Genomic DNA, 24335 nt, shown 5'->3' with positions numbered 1-24335 from the left:
TCGTTGTGGTATGCAGGTTTATTATTTTTATCGCCATCAAGCTGACGGCTATGTCTTTTTAAGCCGAGAACAGCATAGTGAACATGTTCTGGAGTTTTTCTGGATTGACAGTGTCAGAACGGATGTGGTGAATCATAACGAAGAATGGCAACAAAGGATTCATCAGCTTTCGGGTGTGGTTATTAATGAGTTTCATATGCGGGATATTGCCAATATTGAACATCCCTGTGCATTTGACACACTTGAAGAATATGACCTGCTCATTTTTAAAAAGCTGGTTACACCTGATGATGAAATTAAACATGCTGAATCCCAAGATAGTGTTTTTGGATTAGCGACGACACCCATCAGTTTTATCTTGACGCCTGATGTACTGATTAGCGTGCGTGAGCAGGGCAATAAGTCGATTGAAAACTATATTCAACGTCTCGAAAATATTTTATGTAAAACTTTAGAAGAACAAAACAAAACCCGTAAATTACCGAATTCACCCGTCGATTTATCGTTACGCTTGTTAAATAGTATGGTTGATGGTTATCTTGATATCCGTTCACCATTGACGAGAAGAGTCGAGCATTGGCAGCAACAACTATTACAGGGTAATCGTCGTTTTAAACAATGGCACCAGTTATTCCATGAAAATATGGCCTTTCAACAGGTCGAAAATTTATGTGAAGAACAAATCGAAACCCTTCAAGAATTTCGAGATGAAATTGTAGAAAATTACCATCATGTGGTTGGTGGACATATCCGCAATTCACAAGATATTTTACTGGTTCGTTTAAATGATTTAATGAGTCATGTGGAACGTATTCAGAAACATACTTTACGGTTACGTAGCGCAATTCAGTCGGCCATTGATTTGCATTTTTCTGCTATTGCAAACCAAACCAATGAAAACATGCGGATTCTAGCAATTATCACGGCAGTTTTTGCGCCGCTCACCCTTTTAACGGGCATTTATGGAATGAATTTTGAGTTTATTCCTGGTCTTAAATCACCAGTTGGTTTCTGGATTATGTTAGGGGTCATGCTACTGAGTACGATTTTGCTTCTGTACTATTTTTATCGGCAGCACTTGGTTGGGCGTGGTGAAAAAAGTGTGATTGATTTACTGGCTCAACAGCATCGTCAAGATCGGATGAATTTGTTTTGGTTTTTGGAATATGAGCCGATTAAACAGACTGTGAAGGAATTAGAGAAGATTACTCGGTTGAAGTAATAAGAATTTTCAAAAATCAGTAAATTTGAGTTGTTAGTACTGCCTCAAATTTAAGGATGAATTAGATGTTTTTTGTATAGGCGTATCCTTACTTTTGACTGGGCAAAAGTAACAAAACCCCTTTATTGGACTAACGGTACATCCATATTACCGCAGTCCAAAAGGCGGCATCCATGCCGCCCATCACGTTAGCTCATGCCTTTTTGAAAAAGCTATTGAGAAAAAATCTTAATGAAAATGCTTCAACTGTTTTCTAAGTTGTTGTACTTCATCAATCAAATCTAGCATCACCGCAACTGCTGCCAAACTTGCGTCAAAGTCACGTTGCAGACGATATGCTTTACGTGCACGTGCGACATCTTCGCCCATAAACTGATGTGCTTCAGGCGTATTGTCGACAGATAAAATGTCATATTCAATTAACTGAATAATCCAGTCAGGGCTTTGACCACAAGCTTGAGCAAATTGTTGTAGGTCAAATGTAGATTGTTCATCAACGACCTCCGCACTAAAGGTATGGCCGTCATATACAATTTCGCGATAATGAATGGTTGTCATGATCTTGCTCCCTAATGAGATGAACGAGGTTCGAATGAAGCAAAGGCTTCTGCCAATTGCTGATACGCTTCTTTTTCTTTTTCAGAATGTGCTGGTGGGAATACAATATTTAAAATTAAATACAGATGCCCTGGCGTTTTATTTGGTATCCCTTTGTCTTTTAAACGTAGTTGCTGTCCTTGTTTTGCGTTGTGAGGTAAATTGACGTTTAAAGGTCCAGCAGGTGTTTTTACTTCAATACCTTGACCTAACGCAGCTTCCCACGGCGCTACATCTACAGTCAAATATACATCGCTACCTTCAACATGAACGCGGTCTGTATCTTTATACTGAATTTCAATATAAAGATCGCCGTTGGCACCGCCATTAATACCACTTTGTCCTTGTCCACTTAAGCGGATTTGCTGACCTTCTTTCATACCTTTTGGTATTTTTACCTGCAAGGTTTTGCGTTGAACTTCAGGCTCACCATAAGCATTCATGGTCGGGATTTGCAGGGTAATTTGTTGCGTTGATCCATGATAGGCAATATCAAGATCAACCTCTATGCTGGCATGTTGGTCTTCACCGCGATAACTACGCTGCTGTCTTTGGTGTTGCTGTTGCCCACCACCAAAGCCCGCACCAAAGCGACCAAATAAATCTTCAAAACCACTAAAGTCTGCTTGCTCACCGCCTGTAAAGCCTTGGCGATAAAACTGTGCTCCATCAAAACCACCTTGTGCAGCACCCTGACCAAAGTTATTAAAACCTTGAGGGTGATCTAACATCTGGTCATATTCAGCTTTTTTTTCTGCATTGCTTAACGTGTCGTAGGCAACATTAATCGCCTGCATCTTTTCTTCAGCATCTTTTTCTTTGCTGATGTCAGGATGATATTTACGGGCTAGTTTCCGATAAGCTTTTTTAATTTCATCAGCAGAGGCTTTGCGTGTAACCCCTAATTCTTCATAATAATTTTTTGCCATAATGTTTTATCACGATGGAGTTGTTTATTTCATTATGAAACGATTTTTAGAGTTTTCAATAAGCTAGATTGTATAAGAGTTGTTCTATTCCTAAATGAAATTAATAGAAAAAGATATAGGCAAATGAGGCCCATACCTTTCATGATTTAGATAAAACTTTGATATAAGCCGTAAAGGGCAATAAGTAAAAGTAATAAACCGCATAGCCCTAATATTTTTGGGTATAAATGACTGTTAGATAGGCGACGGAAGAATATATAAACCAAAGATAAAGTGAGGAAGTCTAAAACAATCCATGTCAGGGTCAGTATGGTTAGACTTAAATTTAATTGGGGGGTAATAGAGACGAATTGCGGGAAGAAAGCCGAGAAAAAAATAATATCTTTAGGGTTTGAAATACCGACGAGAAAGCCTTTTTTAAAGCCGCCATTTTGTGCTGAAACTGTTTGTATTGCTTCTGGGTGAGGTGCTTGAATGACTTCTTTGAGAATACTAAAACCCAAATAACCAATATATAGGCAGCCTAAAATACGAATGATATTGAGATAACTATCGTTAACGCTCAGTACTCCCTTTAAAACGAGTACTGAAATAAAAATTAAGACAAGGGATGCTAGATTTGTACCAAAAATGGTTTCAAGTGCTTTTTTATAGCCTCCTTTAAGTCCAGCGCTTGCAACTAAAATCATGACGGGGCCAGGGGTCGCAATCATAATAACTACGCTAAAAATAAAGAGAAAATAATCAAAATAATTCATGGTATTTAGGCATCTTATTTATTAGGCTATAAAGTAGCCTTATCTTATCCTATTTAAATTAACATGTTGAAAATTATCATCAAAAAATAAAGGTAAATAAAAAAGGCGGTATATCCGCCTTTTTATAAATTTTAATAATTAACTTAAATGTTCACCAAATAATGCTAAAGCTTCTTCAGCTGTAAAGGTGTATTGAGTATTACAGAACTGACAATCCATACGTATAGGGTTCTGTTCTTCTAAGGTTTCATGAACAGCGTCTACACCAATTTGAATCAGCGCATTTGCACAGCGTTCTTTTGAACATGTACAGCCAAATTTTAGTGCTTCAATTTCTGGTAAACGAACTTCTTCTTCGTTATATAAACGATATAAAATTTCGTTTGCATCTAAATTGGTCAGCTCTTCGGCCTTTAATGTTTCGGTCAACATTGTCAAGCGTGGCCATAAATCTTCATCGACCAAGTTTTGCTCTTCTTCATCATGACGTGGTAAAAGCTGAATCAGTAAACCACCAGAGCGTTTAGTTGTACTTGCTAACACAATGCGAGTTGGAATTTGTGCAGACAAATCGTAATACTGCATTAAACAGCCAGCTAAAGTTTTTTGATCAAGAGGGACAATCCCTTGATAACGCTCGCCAAATTCAGGTTCAATATTAATAAATAAAACTGGATTAACTAAAGCGCCAAGAACTGTACTACTGTCTGTTGCTTCAAGGAAACGTGGGTCTGTTTCATAATCAGCTAAAGCACGTACTTCACCCAAATGATTACATTCAGCCATTGCCCACTTAAAGGTGCCGCTAGCCTGAATTTGCAAGCTGATACGGCCTTTGATTTTTAGTGTACTTGCAAGTAATGCAGTCGCACTCAACATTTCACCTAGCAGAATTTTAACTGCAGGCATATAGTCACGTTGAGCTAAGATAGTTTGTAATGCTTCTTCTAGATGAACTACTTCCCCACGTACTGGAAAGTTCTCTATATAAAAGCGTTGGCGTAAATCAGACATAATATTCTCCAGGGCCCTAAGCAGAGTATAACTATTTCGTTTTAATCAAGCTCAGGAAATGCAGCGAAGCCGCAAGCCGGACAGGGGCAGCTTTGTGCCCATTGTCCAATTATTTAGGCAATGTGAATAAGTCCTTAATATAGCCATTTTCTGAAATCTCAAGTTATTCTAGATGATCTCTTGTAATGTCGATGCGATTTGGTTGTAAATGACGCTTTAAATTAACATCATGTTTTGATGTAGCCTGTTGTTGCGCATCACTTTCAAACAAATGTTCAAGTTCGGCTAAGGCATTTCGATGTGTTTCAAAGATCTTCTGTTCATCAGTATAAATACTTTGCTGCTGTATGAGCAATTTCTCATCATAATCCCGAAAGATTTCGATATTGTTATAAGCTTGTTCATCTGAGATACCGAGTTCTCGTAAGGCGCGATAAGCCATTCCTAATGAAGATAAATACGTCTCACGCCAAATGTATTCAACGCCTAAATCTCTTAAAAGATGTACATGGTGGCGGTCACGAGCACGAGCCAACAGCTTTAAGTTTGGATAATTTAATCTAAGATGGCGAGCGACATTCATTGAATCTTCAACATCATCAATCGCTAAAATAAATACTTTGGCTTTTTCAATACCCGCCGAACGCAATAAATCTGGCTGGGTCACATCGCCATAATAAAGCTTACCGCCGTATCGACGAACAAAGTCCACTTGATGAAGATTATTATCGATTGCGGTAAAGCCTAAATGTTGCAGACGGGCAATACGCGCGATAATTTGTCCAAATCGGCCAAAACCAGCAATGATAATCGGGTTATCCTGCTGAGGAATTTCATCGTACTCAGGTGGGCGTTCCTTATTAAACAGAGGAATGACCTTGGTTGCCATAATCCAGTAAATCACTGGGGTAAGTACCATCGACAACGTCACAATAAGAGTCACTGGCTCTAATAGAGCTTGAGTTAAAATCTTCTCACTTTTGGCAAGACTCAGAATTACAAAAGCAAATTCTCCGCCTTGTGCCAAGCAAGTACCTAAAAGTAAACTATTGTTCCAACTGTATTTTTTATAGCGGGCAATGGCAGTCAATATCAGTGTTTTGATGAGCAATAAGCCGATTGCTCCACCAATAATAAGTAAAGGCATTTCAATGAGTAGTGACAGTTGGGTGGTCATACCCACGGTCATAAAGAATAAGCCAAGTAGTAAACCTTTAAACGGTGCAATACTCGCTTCAACTTCGTGACGAAATTCTGAATCTGCTAATAATACGCCTGTAAGGAACGCGCCTAATGTGGTGCTAATTCCTAGAGTATCCATAAGCAAGACAACAGCAAGAATAATAAATAATCCTACTGCTGTAATAAGTTCAGTCGCTCCACTTTTGGCAACAAAACGGAAAAATGGACGCATCACATAGCGACTAAACAGAAACAAGCCTGTAAAGGTCGCAATAATCGCCGCAAAATAAGCGATCCCGTGATGGGTTGATTCTGTTCCTGCCAATAATGGAATGATGGCAAGTAAGGGAATCGCCGCTATATCTTGAAAGAGCAAAATCGAAAAAGACTGCTGACCATAAGTGGTGTTGAGTTGCTGCTTTTCAGTCAGAAGCTGTAATACAAAAGCGGTAGAAGACAGTGCAAGGGCAAAACCAATGACAAAGCTAACAGAAAGCTGCTGCTTAAAGAGTAATAGTATGATCAGCATAAGTACGCCACCGCTAATGAGGACTTGCAGACTTCCCATTACAAAAATAGAGTCACGCATTTCCCACAACCGCTGTGGTCTTAGTTCTAAACCAATCAGGAACATCAATAAAATGACACCGAATTCGGCAAGTTCCATAATTGCTTCAGGGTCATGTGCAATATTTAAAACACTAGGACCTAGAAGTATTCCTGTAAATAAATAACCTAAAACTGTTGCTATCCCTAGGCGTTTGCCAAGAGGGACTAAAATCAGAGAAGCTCCAAGAAAGATTGTTGCTTGCAGTAGGAATGACATTCATTGCCTCGAATGTATTAGTCTCTTTTAAGTGTAAAGCCAAAAAGGCTTCTTCACACCATGATATTCAAATCATCTAATTAAATTCTTGCGGATCGACATCAATTGATAGCCTGAGTTGATGCTGTCTTGGTGCATGAACCAATTGAGACCACCATTGTCTTAAGTAAAAATGTAAGCGAGCACGATCAGCAGATAAAATAACCATGTGAGCACGATAGCGTCCCGCTTTACGTTCCATCGGTGCAGGAATAGGTCCCCAAATATCAACAATCTCACCAGCGACTTGGCGAAGTTGCTCGGCAGCTTCATTTAAAAATTGTAAGGTATAGTCTCGATCTTTGGACTCTGCACGAATGAGTACGGCATAGCGATAAGGCGGTAGCAAAGCAACTTTACGTTCAGCCAGCGTTTGTTTGGCAACTGCCCGATAATCTTTTTCAATGAGTGTGGTGAGTAACGGATGATCAGGTCTTAAGGTTTGTAAGTAAACATGGCCTTTGTGTTCACCACGACCTGCACGACCAGCAACTTGCACAATCAACTGCGCCGTACGTTCTGGCGCACGAATATCTACGCTGAGTAAACCTGCATCAATATCTAAAATGGCAACTAATGTGACATGTGGAAAATGATGGCCTTTTGCCAACATTTGAGTGCCGAGTAAAATTGTTGGTTTGTTTTGATGAATACGGTCATAGATTTTTTGCCAGCTCCCGACACGACTGGTACTGTCACGATCAACCCGAATAACATCATGCTCTGGAAATAATTCTTGTAAGTGCTCTTCAACCTTAGCGGTTCCTGCACCTAAAGTTTTTAAGCTTTTTTGCTGACATTCAGGGCAATGATCGGGTAAGCGATGAATGGTTCCGCAGTGGTGACAATGTAAATAAGAATAAGGCTGAGTGTGCAAAGTAAAATGTGCGTCGCAATGTGGGCAATTTGCTTGCCATCCACAGCTTTCACAAACCAGTACAGGTGCATAGCCGCGACGGTTTAAAAAGATTAAAACCTGTTCTTTTCTAGCTAATGTATGTTTGATTTGTTCAATAAGGGGCTGGCTAATTCCATGCTGTTTTTTGACAATTTTAAGGTCTATCAAATGCATTTTAGGCAAAAGTGCATGTCCAGCACGTTTGTTGAGTTGCAGTGTAGTTAATTTGCCAGTCTCGACCAAATAATAACTATCAATACTTGGCGTTGCTGAACCTAAAATAACAGGGCAGCTTTGCAAGTGACCGCGGTACAGTGCGACATCACGTGCATGGTAACGGAAGCCTTCTTGCTGTTTATAAGACAAATCATGCTCTTCATCTAAAATGATGAGGCCCAAACGTGGCAGTGGCGTATAGATGGCAGAGCGCGTTCCTAAAATAATAGACGCTTTTCCGGTCTGTGCCTGTTGCCATGCTTGTAAGCGTTTGGAGTCATTTAAGCCAGAGTGCAATAAAGCAATATCACAGTTAAAACGAGACTTAAAACGGGAAATCGTTTGAGGGGTTAAACCAATTTCAGGTACTAATACCAGTACTTGTTTACCTTGCTTTAGCACCTCGTGCATGATGTGCAGATAAACTTCAGTTTTACCACTTCCTGTTAAACCATCTAGCAAAAATGCTTGGTATTGATGTTGTGCGTTTACGACGTGCTGGGTTGCTTGCTTTTGGTCTTCATTTAGCGTGAGCGGCATTTGGGCTAATTGAACAGGTGTCGGGCTAAAGTCGTGTGGTTCGAGCGTGCAGTCAACCAGTCCTTTCTTTTGAAGCGCTTTAAGTGTTGCTGTTTCTACACCACTTAAATTGAGAATATTTTCTGTAGTTCCGGCAGGATGTAATTTTAAAATTTGATACGCATCTTGTTGCTTAACAGAACGCTTTAGTAGGGCTTCAACATTGTCACAGGGTGTGATTTTCCAAAGATGGAACAAAACATCCATCGGTTTGCCCTGACGCAATAATGCAGGTAGGGCGGTTTGCATGACCTCACCAATTGGAAATTGGTAATATTGTGCGGACCATGTCAATAAACTTAAAACTTGTTCATCTAAAATTGGTTCTTCATCTAAAAGTTCAGAAATGGTTTTAAGCTGAAAGGTACCTGTAAATGATTCATTTGGGTTCACTTTTTCTGTAATGATGCCAATCAGGTTTTGGCGTCCAAATGAAATGGCGACGCGTGAGCCTACGTGAGCCCGTTCATATTGTGCTTGGGTGAGTGTATAGTCAAAAGTGTCGTACAGATGCACAGGTACGGCTACACGCACACGATAAACAACTGAATCAGGCTTTGGCGTTATGGTCATAGAGGCTCATTTCGTCAATTTTAAAAAACGGCATAGCGTCGTGAAGAGGACTTGGGTATTCTACACAGGCTATAGAACGAATATGAATGATTGCGTAGCATAGATGCAACAGCAGCGACTATTATTTTTGGAAAATTAGAACATTACCATGCCTGCATATCAATTTACTGCCATTGATGCTTCAGGGAAGCAGCAAAAAGGAGTGCTTGAAGGAGATTCAGCACGCCAGATTCGCCAACAATTACGCGATAAAGCATGGACACCAATTAGTGTTGACCCTGTTGAACAAAAAGATAAACATCAGAGTCAGGGGTTATTCCAAAAAAAGTTTAGTGCTTATGATTTAGCGCTCATGACCAGACAACTATCTGTTTTGGTTGCAGCGGCCATTCCTCTAGAAGAAGCTTTACGTGCGGTGAGCAGGCAAAGTGAAAAACCGCATGTGCAAAACCTTTTATTATCTGTCCGTTCTCGCGTTTTAGAAGGGCATTCACTCGCACAAGGGATGCAGCAATCTGGACGGTTTCCAGACCTTTATATTGCAACGGTTGCCGCTGGTGAGCGTTCTGGGCATTTAGATCTGATTTTAGATCAGCTCTCGGATTACACCGAAAACCGTTTTGCCATGCAAAAGAAAGTTCAGGGCGCCATGATTTACCCAATCATTTTAATGCTGATGTCTTTTGGTATTGTGATGGGTTTAATGACTTACGTTGTGCCAGAGATTGTAAAAACGTTTGACCAAAGTAAAGATGCCTTGCCGTGGATTACAGTTGCTTTAATGAAAGCCAGTGATTTTATCCGTCATGCTTGGGTGTTTATTATTATTTTTGCAGTTGTGGGAATTGTCGCATTCGTAAGATTTTTAAAAACGACTGCTGGGCATTATGCTTTTGATCGATTAACACTCAAATTGCCATTATTCGGTAAACTATCCCGTGGTATTAATTCTGCACGATTTGCCAGTACATTATCTATTTTGACTCGTTCAGGCGTACCTTTGGTCGATGCCTTAAAGATTGGTGCAGCAGTGACCAGTAATTGGGTCATACGCGATTCAATTGCCCATGCAGCTGAGCGTGTTACCGAAGGTGGTAACTTGGGTACACAGCTTGAGCGTAGTGGTTATTTCCCACCAATGATGGTACAAATGATTCGAAGTGGTGAGGCATCAGGCGAACTGGACCGCATGTTAGAACGTGCATCGACCATGCAAGACCGTGAGGTTACAACATTTATTTCAACCTTACTGGCATTACTTGAACCACTTATGCTGGTTCTAATGGCAAGCATTGTACTGGTTATTGTAATCGCGGTTATGCTGCCAATCGTAAATATGAACAATATGATTTAATAACTTTGATATTAGAGATAATGATGAAAGTAAAAAATATTCAAAGCGAAATAGCGATGGAACAACATAGTGAATCTGCGGTTTCAAATCAGTTTGAGCCAACGTGCCATTCCGAGCATAACTCTCAATCAGATGTTTGCTCCTCAAGCACAGCTTTCGGACTTGCGGCACGTTCGAGCGGTGCTCGAATGAAACGTGCCTCAGGATTTACCCTCATTGAAGTGATGGTCGTGATTGTAATTTTAGGCGTGTTAGCAGCGTTAATCGTACCCAATGTCATGGGGCGTAGTGAAAAAGCTAAAATTGATACCACCCAAATTACATTAAAAGGTGTAGCTGGTGCTTTAGATCAGTACAAGCTTGATAATGGACATTTCCCAACCATGCAAGAAGGCGGACTAGATGCTTTAGTTAATCAACCTGCAACAGCGAAAAACTGGATGCCAGGTGGCTATGTAAAAGGTGGTTATCCTAAAGACAGTTGGAAAAACGATGTTCAATATGTAATTCCAGGGGCGGATGGTCGCGCTTTTGATTTGTATTCATTTGGCGCAGATGGCAAAGATGGTGGTGAGGGTAATGATGCGGATATTTATTATCAGCCTTAATTGAAAATATAGTAGAGATTATCAATTCAGTTAAAAAGATAAACCGATAAATTCGAATTGATAATCTCTCTCAATCAGGAAAATATAATAAATATTTGAAAAATATAAATTAAAATTAATAATGATATTTGAGATTTATAATAAGAATTATTCCCATATTTAATAGTTACAAGAAAGTTAAAATGTAGAGAAAAATAAGCTATATATTTAAATAAAAGCTTTGCATAATAAATAAAAAGCACTTTATTCAATTAAAAAGGAGAGATTAAATGAAAGCATTTCTCATATTAGATGAACTGACTCAGTTTCATTGGGTAATGCTCAAGTCTGTCCTATTGATTTTGGGTTTATTGCCGCTTGCTGAATTTTCATTAAAGCTATGGCTGAGTACAGAGGGAAGTAGCCAAATTATGATTGGCTTCTTTGCATTAAGTATTGTGAGTGCATGGTTGATGGTGAGCTTCTTTACCGCATTAAAAGCGAGTGTCTGGCAAGTTAAACAAATATCTACTCAATATGAGCAATTACTGTTTAAAGCTTATCGTTATGTCCCAATGGCCTTTTTATCAAGCTTAGTTGCTTATTTATCTTTGGAACTATCTATCGCTTTTTAATGATATTTTAAAACCAAATTTTTAAATAAAACGTAGACTCAACATCTACGTTTTATTTTTTAACTGGAAATAAAAAGAGGGTGTTTCTTTATTTGTACATATTATATGCTTCAAATCAGATATTTAAGAACATGAGAAAAAGTAAATGGAACAAATCGAGTGGAATGATTTTTTAAAAGTAGAGCTTCGCGTTGGTAAAATTATTCAAGCTGAAGTTTTTGAAAAGGCGCGTAAACCTGCCTATATTTTGCAGGTAGATTTTGGTGAAGAATTGGGTGTACGTAAATCAAGTGCACAGATTACCAAGCTCTATCAGCCACAAGATTTGATAGGTAAATTAGTTGTTGCTGTGGTGAATTTCCCTAAAAAACAAATAGGGCCTATTCAGTCAGAATGCTTGGTGACAGGGTTTCATAACGCAGATGGGGATGTCGCACTTTGTATCCCAGAGTTTGAAGTTCCTCTGGGTACAAAGCTATTATAATTTAGCGACGTGATTTAAAAGAAACGTCAACTTTACGTGGACGATACACCCAACCTAAAATCAGCAGTAATACTGCAAATCCTAACACTGGATAATCACCTAAACGGTTATAAAGGGTTTGACCTTGCATGGCAGGTAAATCACCTCTCAAGACAAACTCTTTATCGAGCGGAGCTTGTTCAGTGATATGGCCATTTTGATCAATAAAAGCTGTTACACCTGTGTTGGTTGCACGAATAAACCAACGTCCATTTTCTTTAGCACGCATCTGCACCATCTGTAAATGTTGCCACGGCCCAGCAGTACCCGTAAACCAAGCGTCATTAGATACAGTAACCAAGAAGTCGCTGTCTTCTGCATTACGTCGGGTAAGGTTCGGATAAGCCACTTCATAACAAATCGCAGCAGCAAGCGCATGTCCTTTGATCATGAGGGGTTTCTGGTTACTCTCCCCACGTGAAAAACCGCTCATGCTAATATCATTTTGCATGGCTGGTAATACCCATGAGAGTAAACCTGACAGTGGAATATATTCACCAAACGGCACAAGACGCTGCTTTTTATAGAGACCGCTTGAGTCGCTACCAGAAGCCATAATACTGTTGTAATACAGCGGGCTACCAACTTCATGAGATTTGGTAACATCCCAGTAGGGAATTCCGGTTACCCATGCAGTGTGGTTTTTTTTAGCTTGGGCATCCATTGCATCCAAAAACGGTTCAATATCAGTTTGGAAGAGTGGAATTGATGATTCAGGCCATACAATTAAGTCACGGCCCCATTCAGATTGAGTCAGACCAGCGTAAATTTCTAATGTTCTAACTTGATATTCAGTCAACCATTTTAAATCTTGTGGAATGTTGCCTTGAATGAGCGAAACGCTAAGTGGTTTAGCAGCTTTAGGTTTTACAAACTGTATATATGATGCTCCCCATGCGCCTAAAACCAATAGGGCAGACGGGATAACCCAGAAAATACGTTTGCGCAGAACTTCAACTAAAGCACATGCTAATACAATGACAACGAAGGAAATTGCGTAAATACCGAATAGAGGTGCGTAACCATCGAGTAGACGTTCAGTAAAAGCGTAACCCACAAACAGCCATGGAAAACCTGTAAATACCCAAGTTTTTGCCCACTCGAAAACAATCCAGAGCGGTGCAAAAGTCAGTGGCGTTTCAGGGAAGAAACGTCGGTAAACCCAAGTCTGAAGTGCGGTAAATAAGCCCATCACAAGGGCCATAACAGCGATCATACCCACGCTTAGAAAAGCATTGGTGTCGCCATATACATGGATGGAAGTGTAGAGCCAAAAAGCGCCTACAAACCATAAGCCGAAGCCATAGCTCCAACCAATCGCAAATGCTTGTTTAGCTGAGCGTTTATGTAGTGATGCGTAGAGTAGGGCTGGAGATAATATTGCCAACCACCACCAATAATAAGGTGCCAGTGAAAAACTGAACACGGCACCTGAAAATAAAGCAATGAGTAAAGGAAAAATTAAAGGAAGCTGTTTTTGTTGTTGCGAAGAATCTAACAGCTTTTCAAAGTATGCTCTCATTGACGTACAGCTCGAATCAGATGAATAGTGCGGGCATCTGCTTCAACGATTGTAAATAACCAATTTCCAAGCTCAACAGTTTGACCTTGTAAATCACTTACCAGACCAATCTCTTGAAGCAATAAACCGCCGACAGTTTCTACTTCATCGTCAGAAAAATCAGCATCTAAAACAGTATTGAAATGTTCGATTGGTGTAAGTGCTTGCACCATCCATGCATTTGCTACGGTATGGTCATTGTCTGGAACAATGTACTGGGCATCTTCATCAGCAGTGTCATGTTCATCTTCAATTTCGCCAACGATTTCTTCAAGAATATCTTCGAGCGTCACAAGACCCGCAGTTGAACCATATTCATCAATCACAATAGCAATGTGAGTCTGAGTATGTTTCAACATGCGTAGAACCTGATCGGAACGCGCACTTTCTGGAACAAATAAGGGTTGACGCATAAGAACGCGAATATCGACTTTGGTATTAGGTTCGGTTAGAAATGGCAGTAAATCTTTTGCGAGCAAAATCCCGACAACATTATCAGGCTGATCAGAAGAGAAGACTGGAAAGCGTGAGTGAGCAGACTCAACCAATACATCAAGAATATCAAGTAATTGATCATCTTCTTGCAAACTGATCATTGCTGTTCGTGGTGTCATGACTTCACGAATTTTTGTAGCTGGAAGGTCAAGAACGCCTTCAAGCATGGCAACAGTATCTGGTTCTAAAAAGCGGCGTGAATTTTGGACTAATTTTAATAATTCATCACGGGTTTCTGGTGCTGTACCTAACCATTTTCGTAAGCCGCGCATTCCCCACGACGGACCTGGTTCCTCTTGCATGATCTTTCCTAAAGACTCAATCTATCAAATGAATACTTTGAATCATACCGAAGAAAAGATGCTTATGCATCTATAAAACAAGCTAAAAGACAAAACGCATATTGTTATGTAAAAGCCAGTTACAGTTAACAGCGCAGTAATTTGTTTATGCTAAAATGTGAAAATTCTATTTGTTCGAGTTTGTTATGTCAGAGCAACCCATTTCACCTACTGTACAACTCAATACGCGTGGTTTACGTTGTCCGGAACCTGTCATGATGTTGCATCAAGCCATCCGCAAATCTAAATCTGGCGATGTGGTTGAAGTGTTCGCAACAGATAATTCGACCTCGTGGGATATTCCTAAATTTTGTATGCATTTAGGCCATGAGTTGTTGTTGCAAGAAGAACGCTTAGATGAAAATGGTCATAAAGAATTTCATTATTTGGTGAAGAAAGGGTAATACAATAATGAGGCTTCTAATAACGACGATTAGAAGCCATTAATAATTTAATTTGAAATGATAATTTTTTACAAATAAGAATCGTTATATAATTTATAAAATTAAGTATAAATGACGTATAAAAATGAATGAATATTTTGTGAAACGAAGCTTATTTATTTTTCTTTGGTTTTTCTCTATTGCTGGTTTATTAAACCTAGAAACCCCTTGGTTATCTGAAACTCTTGCCACCATTATTTTAGTTACTGTTATTATTTTTGGCTCAATTCTATTAGGTTATAGAAATACACATTTTGCTCCCGAACCAAAAATAAAGATGAGTCTGATTTTGCATACAAGTTTTATGGGGCTTATGTTAGTTATTGATTTATTGTTTGGTAAATCGGATTGGTGCTTCGATTTAGCGCGAAACTTTGGTTTTCTTGGCCTATTTTTATTAGGCACATTTATTTTTTATAAAAAGAATCTTAATTTAAACGTAGCAAAAATACCGCCTTTTCAATAAGTGAATTCCAATAAGAAGCCCCGAATAATCGGGGCTTTTTTTATTACATATTAGGGTAGTTTGGACCACCGCCGCCTTCTGGCGTTACCCACGTGATGTTTTGAGATGGGTCTTTAATGTCACAGGTCTTACAGTGAACACAGTTTGCTGCGTTAATCTGGAAGCGTTTAGAGCCATCATTATCTTCCATGATTTCATAAACACCAGCAGGGCAGTAGCGCTGCGCAGGCTCATCCCATTTCGGTAAGTTTACGTTCACTGGAATTGAAGGATCAGTAAGCTTCAAGTGAGCTGGCTGGTTTTCTTCATGTACAGTGTTTGAGATAAACACAGAAGATAAACGGTCAAATGTAAGCTTGCCATCCGGTTTTGGATAGTTTGGCTTAAAGCTAGTTGCATCAACAGTTTTCAATACAGCGAAGTCTTGCTTCAGGTCATGTAAAGTGAATGGAACTTTAAAGACGTTTTGGTCGATAAAGTTAAATGCACCACCAATCCATTGACCAAATTTATGCATTGCTGGGCCAAAGTTACGAGAGTTATAAAGCTCTTCTTTTAACCAGCTGTTGTTGAATTTGTCAGTGTATGAAGTTAATTCTTTAGTGAATAAATCTTCGCCTTCAGTAACGCGCGCAATCGCGAGGTCACCGCCTTTTTCTACACCAGCAGCAATCGCTTCAAATACAGCTTCACCACATAACATGCCTGATTTCATGGCAGTGTGTGAGCCTTTGATTTTTGCAAAGTTTAAGAAACCTGCGTCATCACCAATTAAGCAACCGCCTGGGAAAGTCAATTTAGGCAATGAGTTGAAACCGCCTTTCACTACAGCACGTGCGCCGTAAGAAATACGCTTACCACCTTCTAAATACTGTTTAATGAGTGGGTGAGTTTTCCAGCGCTGCATTTCCATGAATGGATACATGTGTGGATTTTCATAAGACAAGTCCACGATCATACCCAAAGTCACTTGGTTGTTTTCAGCGTGGTATAACCACCAGCCACCTGAAGAAGCTGTTTCAGCTAATGGCCAGCCAGCACCATGCATGACTAAGCCTGGCTTATGTTTTGCTGGGTCAATTTCCCAAAGCTCTTTAATCCCGATACCGTAGTGCTGTGGATCAGCATCTTTATCAAGATTGTATTTAGCAATGAGGCGTTTGCCTAAGTGACCACGGCAACCTTCAGCAAAGAGGGTGTATTTAGCGTGAAGTTCATAGCCTGGAGTAAAGTTATGCGTTGGTTCGCCATCTTTACCAATACCCATGTCACCAGTTTGAATACCTTTTACCGTACCGTCTTCATGGTAAAGCACTTCAGATGCAGCAAAACCAGGGAAGATAGAAACTTCTAGTTCTTCAGCTTTTTGACCTAACCAACGAACAACGTTACCTAACGAGATAACATAGTTACCATCATTGTGCATGGTTTTAGGAACCATCCAGTGAGGTGCTTCTTTAGAAGTGGTTTCTGAAAGTAAGAAGAATGTCTTGTCTTCAGTTACAGGTACGTTAAGAGGCGCGCCTTCTTCTTTCCAGTTTGGGAAAAGTTCATTGATGGCACGTGGCTCAAGCACAGCACCAGACAAGATATGCGCACCTACTTCAGAGCCTTTTTCAACTACACAAACAGAAAGATCGGGTAAGTTTTTTTCAATCGCTAATTGACGGATCTTAATCGCAGCAGACAGACCGGCAGGTCCTGCACCTACGATGACAACGTCAAACTCCATCGATTCACGTTCGATGTGTTCCATGTAGGACTCCTCAATACTTAAAGGTGGCAACCGTCATATTCAGAAATTCGGTGCTGCCGTGAGTGTTTTAATCCATAGGCGCAAATATGCTATTGTGCCTTTTATCGTTTTGGCTAGTATAGTTTTAAACCATGATCTAGCCAATTGGCTGAGTCGTCATATTTTTTCGTCAGCAAGGCATAAACTATGGTAAATCAAAATAATTCCCCATCGGATATGGGAAAAATACCGTTATCTGATGATAAAAACTTAATGAACATTGCACAATACTTAAAAGGTGTACAGCAAAGTCACAAAAGGTCAATTCCACCTTTAGAGCAGTGGCATCCAAAGCATTGCGGCAAAATGGATTTGACGGTTAAAGCCAATGGAGAATGGTGGCACGAAGGTCAATTAATTAAGCGCCAAGCCCTATTAGATCTATTTACCAAAGTCCTATGGAAAGAAGAAGGGAAATTCTACCTGAAAACCCCCGTAGAACAAATTGAAATTGAGGTTGAAGATGAACCTTTATTAGTCAATCAGGTCGATCAAGTTGAAATTTCAGGTGATCAATTTTTACAACTGACCACGACCAATCAAGATGTGATTTTGGTTGATGCCGAACATCCAATTTTTATGCGTGAATATGCAGGCGAGTTGCGTCCTTATGTGCATGTGCGTTTTGGAATTAATGCGCTTATTCAACGTCAGTCTTTTTATCACTTAGTGAACTATGGAACACTCATCGAAAAAGAGAATGGTGAGACCGTTTTAGAGTTAAAAAGTGGTAATTTGCTCTTGCAATTAGGCACTTGAGGTTTAAGCTTTAGGAAGTGAAATTTTCTGACACTTCAGTACAGCTATGACCGCCATACAACCTCTATTTACCGATCTAGAACCTATGCCTAAAGCATCAGCAGATGCCCCAATTGGTATTTTTGATTCGGGAATTGGGGGAATGTCAGTTGCAGCAGAAATAGCTAGATATTTGCCCAATGAACGCATTGTGTATTATGCCGACACAGCCTACGTTCCTTATGGCCCACGTTCTGATGAAGAAATTAGAGAACTCACAGCCCGAGCCGTTGATTGGTTATACCGCCAAGGTTGTAAAATTGCAGTGGTTGCCTGTAATACCGCTTCAGCATTTAGTCTTGACCATTTACGTGAACATTATGGTGAACATTTTCCAATTGTTGGTTTAGTTCCAGCATTAAAACCTGCCGTATTACAGACACGTTCTAAAGTGGTTGCTGTGTTGGCCACACCTGCTACTTTTCGTGGGCAACTCATTAAAGATGTTGTTGAGAAGTTTGCTGTTCCGGCGGGTGTTAAAGTGATGACCTTAACCAGCCTTGAACTTGTTCCTTGTGTGGAAGCGGGACAGCAAATGGGAGAGGCGTGTTTAACAGCATTAAAAGAAGTTTTACAGCCTGCCGCTGAGCAAGGTGCAGACTATTTAGTACTCGGTTGTACGCATTATCCTTTCTTAAATGAAGCAATTCATCATCTTTTTGATAACCAATTCACACTGGTTGATTCGGGATTCGCAGTTGCCCGACAAACAGCCCGTATTTTAATAAAAAATGCGTTATTATGTGACCAAATAGGTCAGAATGTTGCACGTATTGAATGTTACGTCAGTGGAAATAATGCTGACGCACTACAACCTGTTTTACAACATATGATTCCACAAGAGTTAACTTGGACACTTCATAATCTGAACTGATGTTTTAGCATCATTTAGAAAATAGTGTTTTTTTATATTTATTATTTTATTTGGGGCGGTTCATGATCTTGGCTGATTTTAAGTCAGATACAGATCATGAGGCGAAAGGGTATTGTTATGCTCGATACACGCTATCAGATTTTTATTTCAACGTCTGGCCGCGATATGCAGCCAGAGCGAATGGTTTTGTCTCAAACCTTGGTGGGAATGGGTTTCTTTGCTTGGGGACTAGAACATCGAACACCTTTAACAACCACACTTGCACGTCGACAAATTGATGAATGTGATTATGTAATCTTACTTCTAGGAAGTCAGTATGGAGAACAATCGATTTCTGGTGTGAGTTATCTGTCTTTAGAATATCAATACGCGTTAAGTCAGGCTAAACCTATTATTGTGTTCATGCATGAACAGCCTGAAAGCCGCGAAATAGATTTACAAGAAACACATCCACAACTTAAAGATAAATTTCTCGCATTTAGAAAAAAGTTATTACACGAAGCAAAGCATATTTTTTACTTTAAAACTCCACGTGAATTGGAGTTGGCTGTCCGTTTAAATATACCTTTAATGGTTGAGCAACATATGGGACAAGGTTGGGTTCCTGCTCATCAAGCTCAGCAGTTAGAAGATGAAATTAGACTATTAAGAAGTAAAATTTTGCAGTTAGAACAGCAAGTAACAGAGCCATCAACTCAGTTAAAGGAAGTTGCACCGCAAGATATTTTTGCATTTGAATATCAGATTCAAGCATTTCAGGATGGCAACTTTAAAGAGCTTAAACGACAGAGACAAATGACATGGTCTCAGTTGTTGAGCGTGCTGGCAAAACGCTTTGAAACAGCTGTGCCAGAAGAGAATTTTGGAATTTGTCTGAATGAATATTTAAATCAGGCAGGCTTAGAAGATGCTCGTCAGGAATTACCTCGTGCACATGCGGTGGCCTGTGCACAGATTAATCATAAAGCGCTGTTTCGAATTAAAAATCAAATGCAATCACAAGGTTGGATTGTCCCAACACAAACTGAGCAATCATATGACCTTTGGAAACTAACAACTAAAGCCCAAAAGATATTGCTTAGTTATAAATGGAACCATCGAGGTGTTCGATTAAAAGCTTAGAGCGATTCAATTTATATATGACACTGAAAACTGTTACATTAGTGTCATAAGATGAACTGAAAGGCATTTACACATGTCGTTTGAACAAAAACCGAAAGTTACTGTCATTTTAGCGAATTTAGGTACGCCAGATGAGGCGACTGTGCCTGCGGTGCGCCGTTTTTTAAAACAGTTTTTATCTGATACACGTGTGATTGAAATACCGAAATTCATTTGGTGGCTTATTTTAAATCTGTTTGTTTTACCTTTTCGCCCGAAAAGAGTAGCGCATGCCTATGCTTCGGTATGGTCAGCAGATTCGCCAATGCGCGAAATTGTGTTTGAACAAACCAAACGTGTGCAGGCTTATTTAGAGCAAGAAAATAAACAGTTTGATTTAACCGTTTTACCCGCAATGACTTATGGTAATCCGGGTATTGATGCAGTTTTAGAAAAATTGGCGACGAACCCACAAGAGCATGTCATCTTATTGCCTTTATTTCCTCAATATTCTGCAACGTCTACTGCGCCGTTATACGATGCATTTGCCAAGTGGATTCCAGCTCAGCGGAACTTGCCGGGTCTGACCATTATTAAAGACTATTATCAGCATCCTATGTTTATTCAAGCATTGGCAGAAAGCGTTTTAGCCTACCAAGAGCAGCACGGTAAACCTGAAAAACTGTTGATGTCATTTCACGGGATTCCACAGCCTTATGCAGATAAAGGCGATCCTTATGCAGATCGTTGTCGTATTACAGCAAAGTTAGTCGCTGAAGCCTTACATTTAAAAGATGATGAATGGGCAATTAGCTTCCAATCACGTTTTGGAAAACAAGAATGGGTTAAGCCTTATACAGACCAGCTTTTACAAGATTGGGCGAAGCAAGGTGTTAAGTCCGTTCAGGTATTAAGCCCAGCTTTTTCTGCCGATTGTTTAGAAACACTTGAAGAATTAGCCATTCAAAATGCAGAGTTGTTTCAAGAAGCAGGTGGTGGTAGCTATGCTTATATTCCAGCTTTAAATAGCGATCAGGCTCATATTGATTTGCTTGCAGGTTTAGTTCAGGCTAATCTTGATGCCCTTACCCATACCTTAGCCCACCGTTAATTGCGTTTTAGCCAGAGGTTCTTATGCTGCAAGTCAAAATTGTTCCCGTTACTGCATTTGCTCAAAATTGTTCCCTTGTTTGGGACAGTGAAACGAAAGAAGCAGTTTTGATTGATGCAGGTGGCGATGCTGCTGTTTTGAAAAAAGAAGTAGAAGCCTTAGGTTTAAAAGTGAAGGCTTTGTGGCTAACTCATGGGCATTTAGATCATGCGGGAGCAGTAGGTGAGCTTGCCCAAGAATGGAGCGTTCCAGTTATTGGTCCACACAAAGAAGATCAGTTCTGGCTAGATATGATTCAGGAAGTATCAGCACGTTATGGCTTTCCGATTCCACAACCTGTCAAAGTCGATCAATGGCTTGAAGGTGGTGAAGTACTAAAATTGGGTGAAGATGAATTTGAAGTACGCTTTGCACCAGGGCATACACCAGGGCATGTGGTTTTCTATAATAAAAACCATGGCTTACTTTGGACAGGCGATGTTCTGTTTAAAGGTTCGATTGGGCGCACAGACTTCCCACGTGGTAACCATGAGCAGTTAATTGAATCGATTAAACGTGAGTGTTTTAGTTTGCCAGATGATACTCAGTTTATTTCTGGACATGGTCCAATGAGTACCATTGGCTATGAAAAGCAATTTAACCCGTTTGTCGCGGGTAAAGCAGGTTAATCCTCATAATCATCTTCATTTTGACTACCCTTGTTTTGCTGAGGAGCATCTTGGGTAGGCAGTCTATATTCATCATTTGCCCAAGCGCCTAAATCAATTAGTTTACAACGTTCAGAACAAAACGGACGAAATTCATTGCCTTCCCAAACACTTGGTTCACCACAACGTGGACAGGGAAATGTACGTGGCATAAAGCGATATCCTCAAAGTGAAGAGAAATAGATTAGGCAAAAGTCAGGTGACTTGTTAGACTTATGCCGATTTTTATTTAGTTTGATGTGATTATGCCGATTCGTCAATTTCAAGCACAACGTATGCAAGCGCCTCGTGATTTTACCCCAATTGAAAATACCCCGATTTGTGTAGAAATTGGAGCGGGCAAGGGCAAACATGCTTTGCTTTTTAGTGGGCAACAGCCACAGCACACGTTGTATGCAATTGAACGAACCCGAGAAAAATTCTTGGCAATGCAAAAGCAGCATGGTTTGGAACCAAGAGATAACTTGGTGCCTGTACATGCGGATGCTTTGCCTTGGGTAGTGCATGCTTTGCATCCCGCTCAAGTTGAACATTTCTTTATTCTCTACCCAAATCCAGAACCACATAATCCAGCACAGCGCTGGTTGAATATGCCATTTTTTGAGTTCTTAATCTCGCGTCTGCAAACAGGTGGAACCATTACTCTGGCAAGTAATATTCCCGAATATATTGAAGAGGCAGAGCAGCAGTTATTAAATGTATGGAAGCTGCCTTACCAAAAAGAAAAAATTGCTCAAACCTCTGCACGTACCCATTTTGAAATTAAGTATTTAGAGCGCGGTGAGCTTTGCCAGCAACTCATAATGACTAAGCCTGAAGGTTATCAAACTCGATTTGATGAGTTTGCGCCATTGCAAGGGCAAACACATGGCGAATAAGCGGGTTGCCATTATTGGAGCAGGCCCAGCAGGTCTTATGGCTGCTGAGGTGCTCAGCCAATACGCTTATGATATTGATGTCTATGAACAAAAACCTTCAGCGGCACGCAAGTTTTTGATGGCGGGCAAAACGGGCTTAAATATCTCACATGCTGAACCTTTAGCACAGTTCATTGAACGTTATGATCATGCAGAATGGCTCAAACCGTGGGTTGAAAAATGGGATGCAGTCTGGATTCAGAACTGGATGAAAAGTCTGGGAATTGAATCTTATGTGGGTTCCTCAGGTCGCATTTTCCCTGTCGAAATGAAAGCTGCTCCTTTACTGCGTGCTTGGCTCAAGCGCTTGGCAGAACAACAGGTTAAATTCTTTTATCGTCATCGTTGTATTAATTTACAAGGTACAACGGTGACTTTAGAAAACCAAAATAATCAAAGCACTGAAACTTTTACCCAGCAATATGATGCAGTCGTGTTGGCTTGTGGTGCGGTGTCGTGGTCACAATTAGGTAGTGATGGTGCATGGCAGCAATGGGTGGATCAATCTGATATTGAGCCTTTCCAGCCAAGTAATGCCGGGGTATTGCACACTTGGTCAGCTTTTATGGAAAGCTGTTTTGGTGAACCTTTAAAGCGTATCAATGCGTGGGTTGAGCCTAGCCAAGTTACTCATGGCGATATTGTAATTACTCACTATGGTTTAGAGAGTGGCGTTATTTATAAACTTGGACGTGCCTTAAGAGAACAACAAAAACAAGGAAAAAGCTTAAATCTATTTTTAGATTTATTGCCCGATGTAGAGTTGTTCCAGTTAATTAAAAAATTGCAGGCTGGTAAAAAACAATCGCTCACTAATATCTGGCGTAAAGCAGGCTTAGACACGGCCAAAATTAACTTAATTAGAGAAGTCGTTGATAAAGCGTTATGGAGCCAACCAGAGACTATGGCTCAGCAAATTAAAGCACTTCAAATCAAGTTAGATGGCTTTAGGCCTATTGGAGAGGCGATTAGTTGTGCTGGTGGTATTAAGCAAAAAGCATTAACTGAGAATTTGAGCCTCAAACAAATCTCAGGTGTGTTTTGCTGTGGTGAAATGCTGGATTGGGATGCTCCTACGGGCGGATATTTACTTACTGCATGTTTTGCAACAGGGCGAGCGGCTGGTGAAGGGGTACATTTATTCTTAGAAAAATAACAACGAATTCGGTGCTATGTTTGGTATGTGAAAAGTGTTATTTTTGAGCGATCAATAATAATAGGATTTACGAGAACATGTCTCAAGCATCACCAGTTTATCAAGGAAGTTGTTTGTGCCAAGGTATTCGCTATGAAATTAAAGGCGATATCGGGGATATTATTCAATGCCATTGTCAACGTTGCCGAAAATCCAATGGAACAGCATTTGCCACGAATGCTCCTGTTAAAAGTACAGATTTTAAAATTACCCAAGGTGAAGACTTAGTCAAAAAATTCGCTGTGGAAGGTGTATACCGTTGGTTCTGTAGCGAATGTGGTTCACCTTTGATTAGTTCGCGTGATGCGCAGCCTGAACTGTATCGTGTAAGAATTGGGACACTGGATACACCATTAAACCAAAAACCGACAATGCATATTTTTGCTGCCTCTAAGGCAGAGTGGGAATGCATTCGTGACGACTTACCGCAATACGATGAACGTCCATGATTTTACAATGTATATTTAAATCAAATTCAAGATGATCTAATATACTTAAAACGGGGAGATGGCATTCCTCCCTTGAAAAACCGCCGTATTGGCTAATGATGCCTACGTTACCCTCATGTATTTATATATCGCTGGGTACGTAGGTTATTG

25 protein-coding genes and 1 riboswitch are annotated in these 24335 nt (G+C 40.1%); of the genes, 15 read left to right on the top strand and 10 right to left on the bottom strand.

What is annotated here, in order from left to right; genetic code table 11:
- The first annotated feature begins 10 nt into the window (after positions 1-10).
- Complete coding sequence (locus ACS604_RS10815) at positions 11-1222, top strand: magnesium transporter CorA family protein (protein ID WP_107880648.1); 1212 nt, start codon at positions 11-13, stop codon at positions 1220-1222.
- 228 nt (positions 1223-1450) lie between these two features.
- Here the strand turns inward: ACS604_RS10815 and ACS604_RS10810 are convergent, their stop codons facing one another.
- From ACS604_RS10810 to ACS604_RS10785, 6 genes are all read right to left on the bottom strand, one after another.
- Positions 1451-1780, bottom strand: a complete 330-nt coding sequence (locus ACS604_RS10810) for a chaperone modulator CbpM (protein WP_016139411.1) — start codon at positions 1778-1780, stop codon at positions 1451-1453.
- A gap of 11 nt (positions 1781-1791) precedes the next feature.
- A complete protein-coding gene (locus tag ACS604_RS10805; RefSeq protein ID WP_174740764.1) occupies positions 1792-2748 on the bottom strand; it encodes a DnaJ C-terminal domain-containing protein in 957 nt (318 codons plus the stop codon).
- Between the two features lie 146 nt (positions 2749-2894).
- Entirely contained in the window at positions 2895-3506 is a 612-nt protein-coding gene (locus ACS604_RS10800; protein WP_004794957.1) for a LysE family translocator, read from the bottom strand.
- Positions 3507-3644: 138 nt separating this feature from the next.
- Entirely contained in the window at positions 3645-4520 is an 876-nt protein-coding gene (gene hslO, locus ACS604_RS10795) for an Hsp33 family molecular chaperone HslO (protein WP_474771744.1), read from the bottom strand.
- Positions 4521-4683: 163 nt separating this feature from the next.
- Positions 4684-6528, bottom strand: coding sequence for a monovalent cation:proton antiporter-2 (CPA2) family protein (locus tag ACS604_RS10790; RefSeq protein WP_262771555.1), 1845 nt, complete (start codon positions 6526-6528; stop codon positions 4684-4686).
- Positions 6529-6604: 76 nt separating this feature from the next.
- Entirely contained in the window at positions 6605-8833 is a 2229-nt protein-coding gene (locus tag ACS604_RS10785; protein ID WP_474771742.1) for a primosomal protein N', read from the bottom strand.
- A 148-nt stretch (positions 8834-8981) separates the two neighbouring features.
- Here ACS604_RS10785 and gspF point away from each other — a divergent pair, with 148 nt between their 5' ends.
- The 4 genes from gspF (at position 8982) to ACS604_RS10765 (ending at position 11893) form a co-directional block, all read left to right on the top strand.
- Entirely contained in the window at positions 8982-10187 is a 1206-nt protein-coding gene (gene gspF / locus ACS604_RS10780; protein WP_005301929.1) for a type II secretion system inner membrane protein GspF, read from the top strand.
- Between the two features lie 23 nt (positions 10188-10210).
- Positions 10211-10795, top strand: coding sequence for a type II secretion system major pseudopilin GspG (gspG, locus tag ACS604_RS10775; RefSeq protein ID WP_474771740.1), 585 nt, complete (start codon positions 10211-10213; stop codon positions 10793-10795).
- A gap of 269 nt (positions 10796-11064) precedes the next feature.
- Entirely contained in the window at positions 11065-11409 is a 345-nt protein-coding gene (locus ACS604_RS10770; RefSeq protein WP_443271026.1) for a hypothetical protein, read from the top strand.
- A gap of 145 nt (positions 11410-11554) precedes the next feature.
- Positions 11555-11893, top strand: a complete 339-nt coding sequence (locus ACS604_RS10765) for a tRNA-binding protein (RefSeq protein WP_174732444.1) — start codon at positions 11555-11557, stop codon at positions 11891-11893.
- A gap of 1 nt (position 11894) precedes the next feature.
- Here the strand turns inward: ACS604_RS10765 and lnt are convergent, their stop codons facing one another.
- Together lnt and ACS604_RS10755 are read right to left on the bottom strand one after the other, a co-directional pair.
- A complete protein-coding gene (gene lnt, locus ACS604_RS10760; RefSeq protein ID WP_151964057.1) occupies positions 11895-13454 on the bottom strand; it encodes an apolipoprotein N-acyltransferase in 1560 nt (519 codons plus the stop codon).
- Positions 13451-14290 (bottom strand): HlyC/CorC family transporter, encoded by an 840-nt coding sequence (locus ACS604_RS10755; protein ID WP_009393056.1) that lies wholly within the window; start codon positions 14288-14290, stop codon positions 13451-13453. The genes lnt and ACS604_RS10755 overlap by 4 nt, the downstream gene beginning before the upstream one ends.
- A gap of 185 nt (positions 14291-14475) precedes the next feature.
- Here ACS604_RS10755 and tusA point away from each other — a divergent pair, with 185 nt between their 5' ends.
- Positions 14476-14733, top strand: a complete 258-nt coding sequence (gene tusA, locus ACS604_RS10750) for a sulfurtransferase TusA (RefSeq protein WP_002053527.1) — start codon at positions 14476-14478, stop codon at positions 14731-14733.
- A 124-nt stretch (positions 14734-14857) separates the two neighbouring features.
- Complete coding sequence (locus ACS604_RS10745) at positions 14858-15238, top strand: hypothetical protein (RefSeq protein WP_474771735.1); 381 nt, start codon at positions 14858-14860, stop codon at positions 15236-15238.
- Between the two features lie 43 nt (positions 15239-15281).
- Here ACS604_RS10745 and ACS604_RS10740 read toward each other — a convergent pair whose 3' ends face one another.
- On the bottom strand, positions 15282-16994 hold the full coding sequence (locus ACS604_RS10740; RefSeq protein ID WP_440202975.1) for an electron transfer flavoprotein-ubiquinone oxidoreductase: 1713 nt from the start codon (positions 16992-16994) through the stop codon (positions 15282-15284).
- Positions 16995-17180: 186 nt separating this feature from the next.
- On the opposite strand from ACS604_RS10740, the gene ACS604_RS10735 reads away from it, so the two are divergent.
- From ACS604_RS10735 to ACS604_RS10715, 5 genes are all read left to right on the top strand, one after another.
- Positions 17181-17792 carry a DUF1285 domain-containing protein gene (locus ACS604_RS10735; RefSeq protein ID WP_004794931.1) on the top strand — a complete coding sequence of 204 codons (612 nt, stop codon included), beginning with the start codon at positions 17181-17183 and terminating at the stop codon, positions 17790-17792.
- Positions 17793-17838: 46 nt separating this feature from the next.
- Positions 17839-18705: a glutamate racemase gene (gene murI, locus ACS604_RS10730; protein WP_013199052.1), complete on the top strand. Its 867-nt coding sequence runs from the start codon at positions 17839-17841 to the stop codon at positions 18703-18705.
- 117 nt (positions 18706-18822) lie between these two features.
- The gene (locus ACS604_RS10725; protein WP_312820915.1) at positions 18823-19827 is read left to right on the top strand and encodes a DUF4062 domain-containing protein; all 1005 of its coding nucleotides are present in this window, start codon (positions 18823-18825) and stop codon (positions 19825-19827) included.
- 73 nt (positions 19828-19900) lie between these two features.
- The gene (hemH, locus tag ACS604_RS10720; protein WP_312820913.1) at positions 19901-20917 is read left to right on the top strand and encodes a ferrochelatase; all 1017 of its coding nucleotides are present in this window, start codon (positions 19901-19903) and stop codon (positions 20915-20917) included.
- Positions 20918-20940: 23 nt separating this feature from the next.
- Complete coding sequence (locus tag ACS604_RS10715; RefSeq protein WP_238612061.1) at positions 20941-21585, top strand: MBL fold metallo-hydrolase; 645 nt, start codon at positions 20941-20943, stop codon at positions 21583-21585.
- Here the strand turns inward: ACS604_RS10715 and ACS604_RS10710 are convergent.
- Entirely contained in the window at positions 21582-21776 is a 195-nt protein-coding gene (locus ACS604_RS10710) for a DNA gyrase inhibitor YacG (protein ID WP_004794921.1), read from the bottom strand. The genes ACS604_RS10715 and ACS604_RS10710 overlap by 4 nt on opposite strands.
- Before the next feature lie 87 nt (positions 21777-21863).
- On the opposite strand from ACS604_RS10710, the gene ACS604_RS10705 reads away from it, so the two are divergent.
- From ACS604_RS10705 to ACS604_RS10695, 3 genes are all read left to right on the top strand, one after another.
- Complete coding sequence (locus ACS604_RS10705) at positions 21864-22502, top strand: class I SAM-dependent methyltransferase (RefSeq protein ID WP_081399214.1); 639 nt, start codon at positions 21864-21866, stop codon at positions 22500-22502.
- A complete protein-coding gene (locus ACS604_RS10700) occupies positions 22492-23697 on the top strand; it encodes a TIGR03862 family flavoprotein (RefSeq protein ID WP_312820911.1) in 1206 nt (401 codons plus the stop codon). Before ACS604_RS10705 ends, ACS604_RS10700 begins: the two co-directional genes overlap by 11 nt.
- Positions 23698-23774: 77 nt before the next feature.
- Positions 23775-24185, top strand: a complete 411-nt coding sequence (locus tag ACS604_RS10695) for a GFA family protein (RefSeq protein ID WP_144733963.1) — start codon at positions 23775-23777, stop codon at positions 24183-24185.
- 45 nt (positions 24186-24230) lie between these two features.
- Positions 24231-24297: riboswitch (Fluoride riboswitch) on the top strand.
- Positions 24298-24335: the final 38 nt, after the last annotated feature.

The organism is Acinetobacter sp. Li1LvA2, assembly GCF_056156705.1.
The sequence above is the reverse complement of the archived record's forward strand: the minus strand, read 5'-3'. Positions and strand labels throughout refer to the sequence as shown.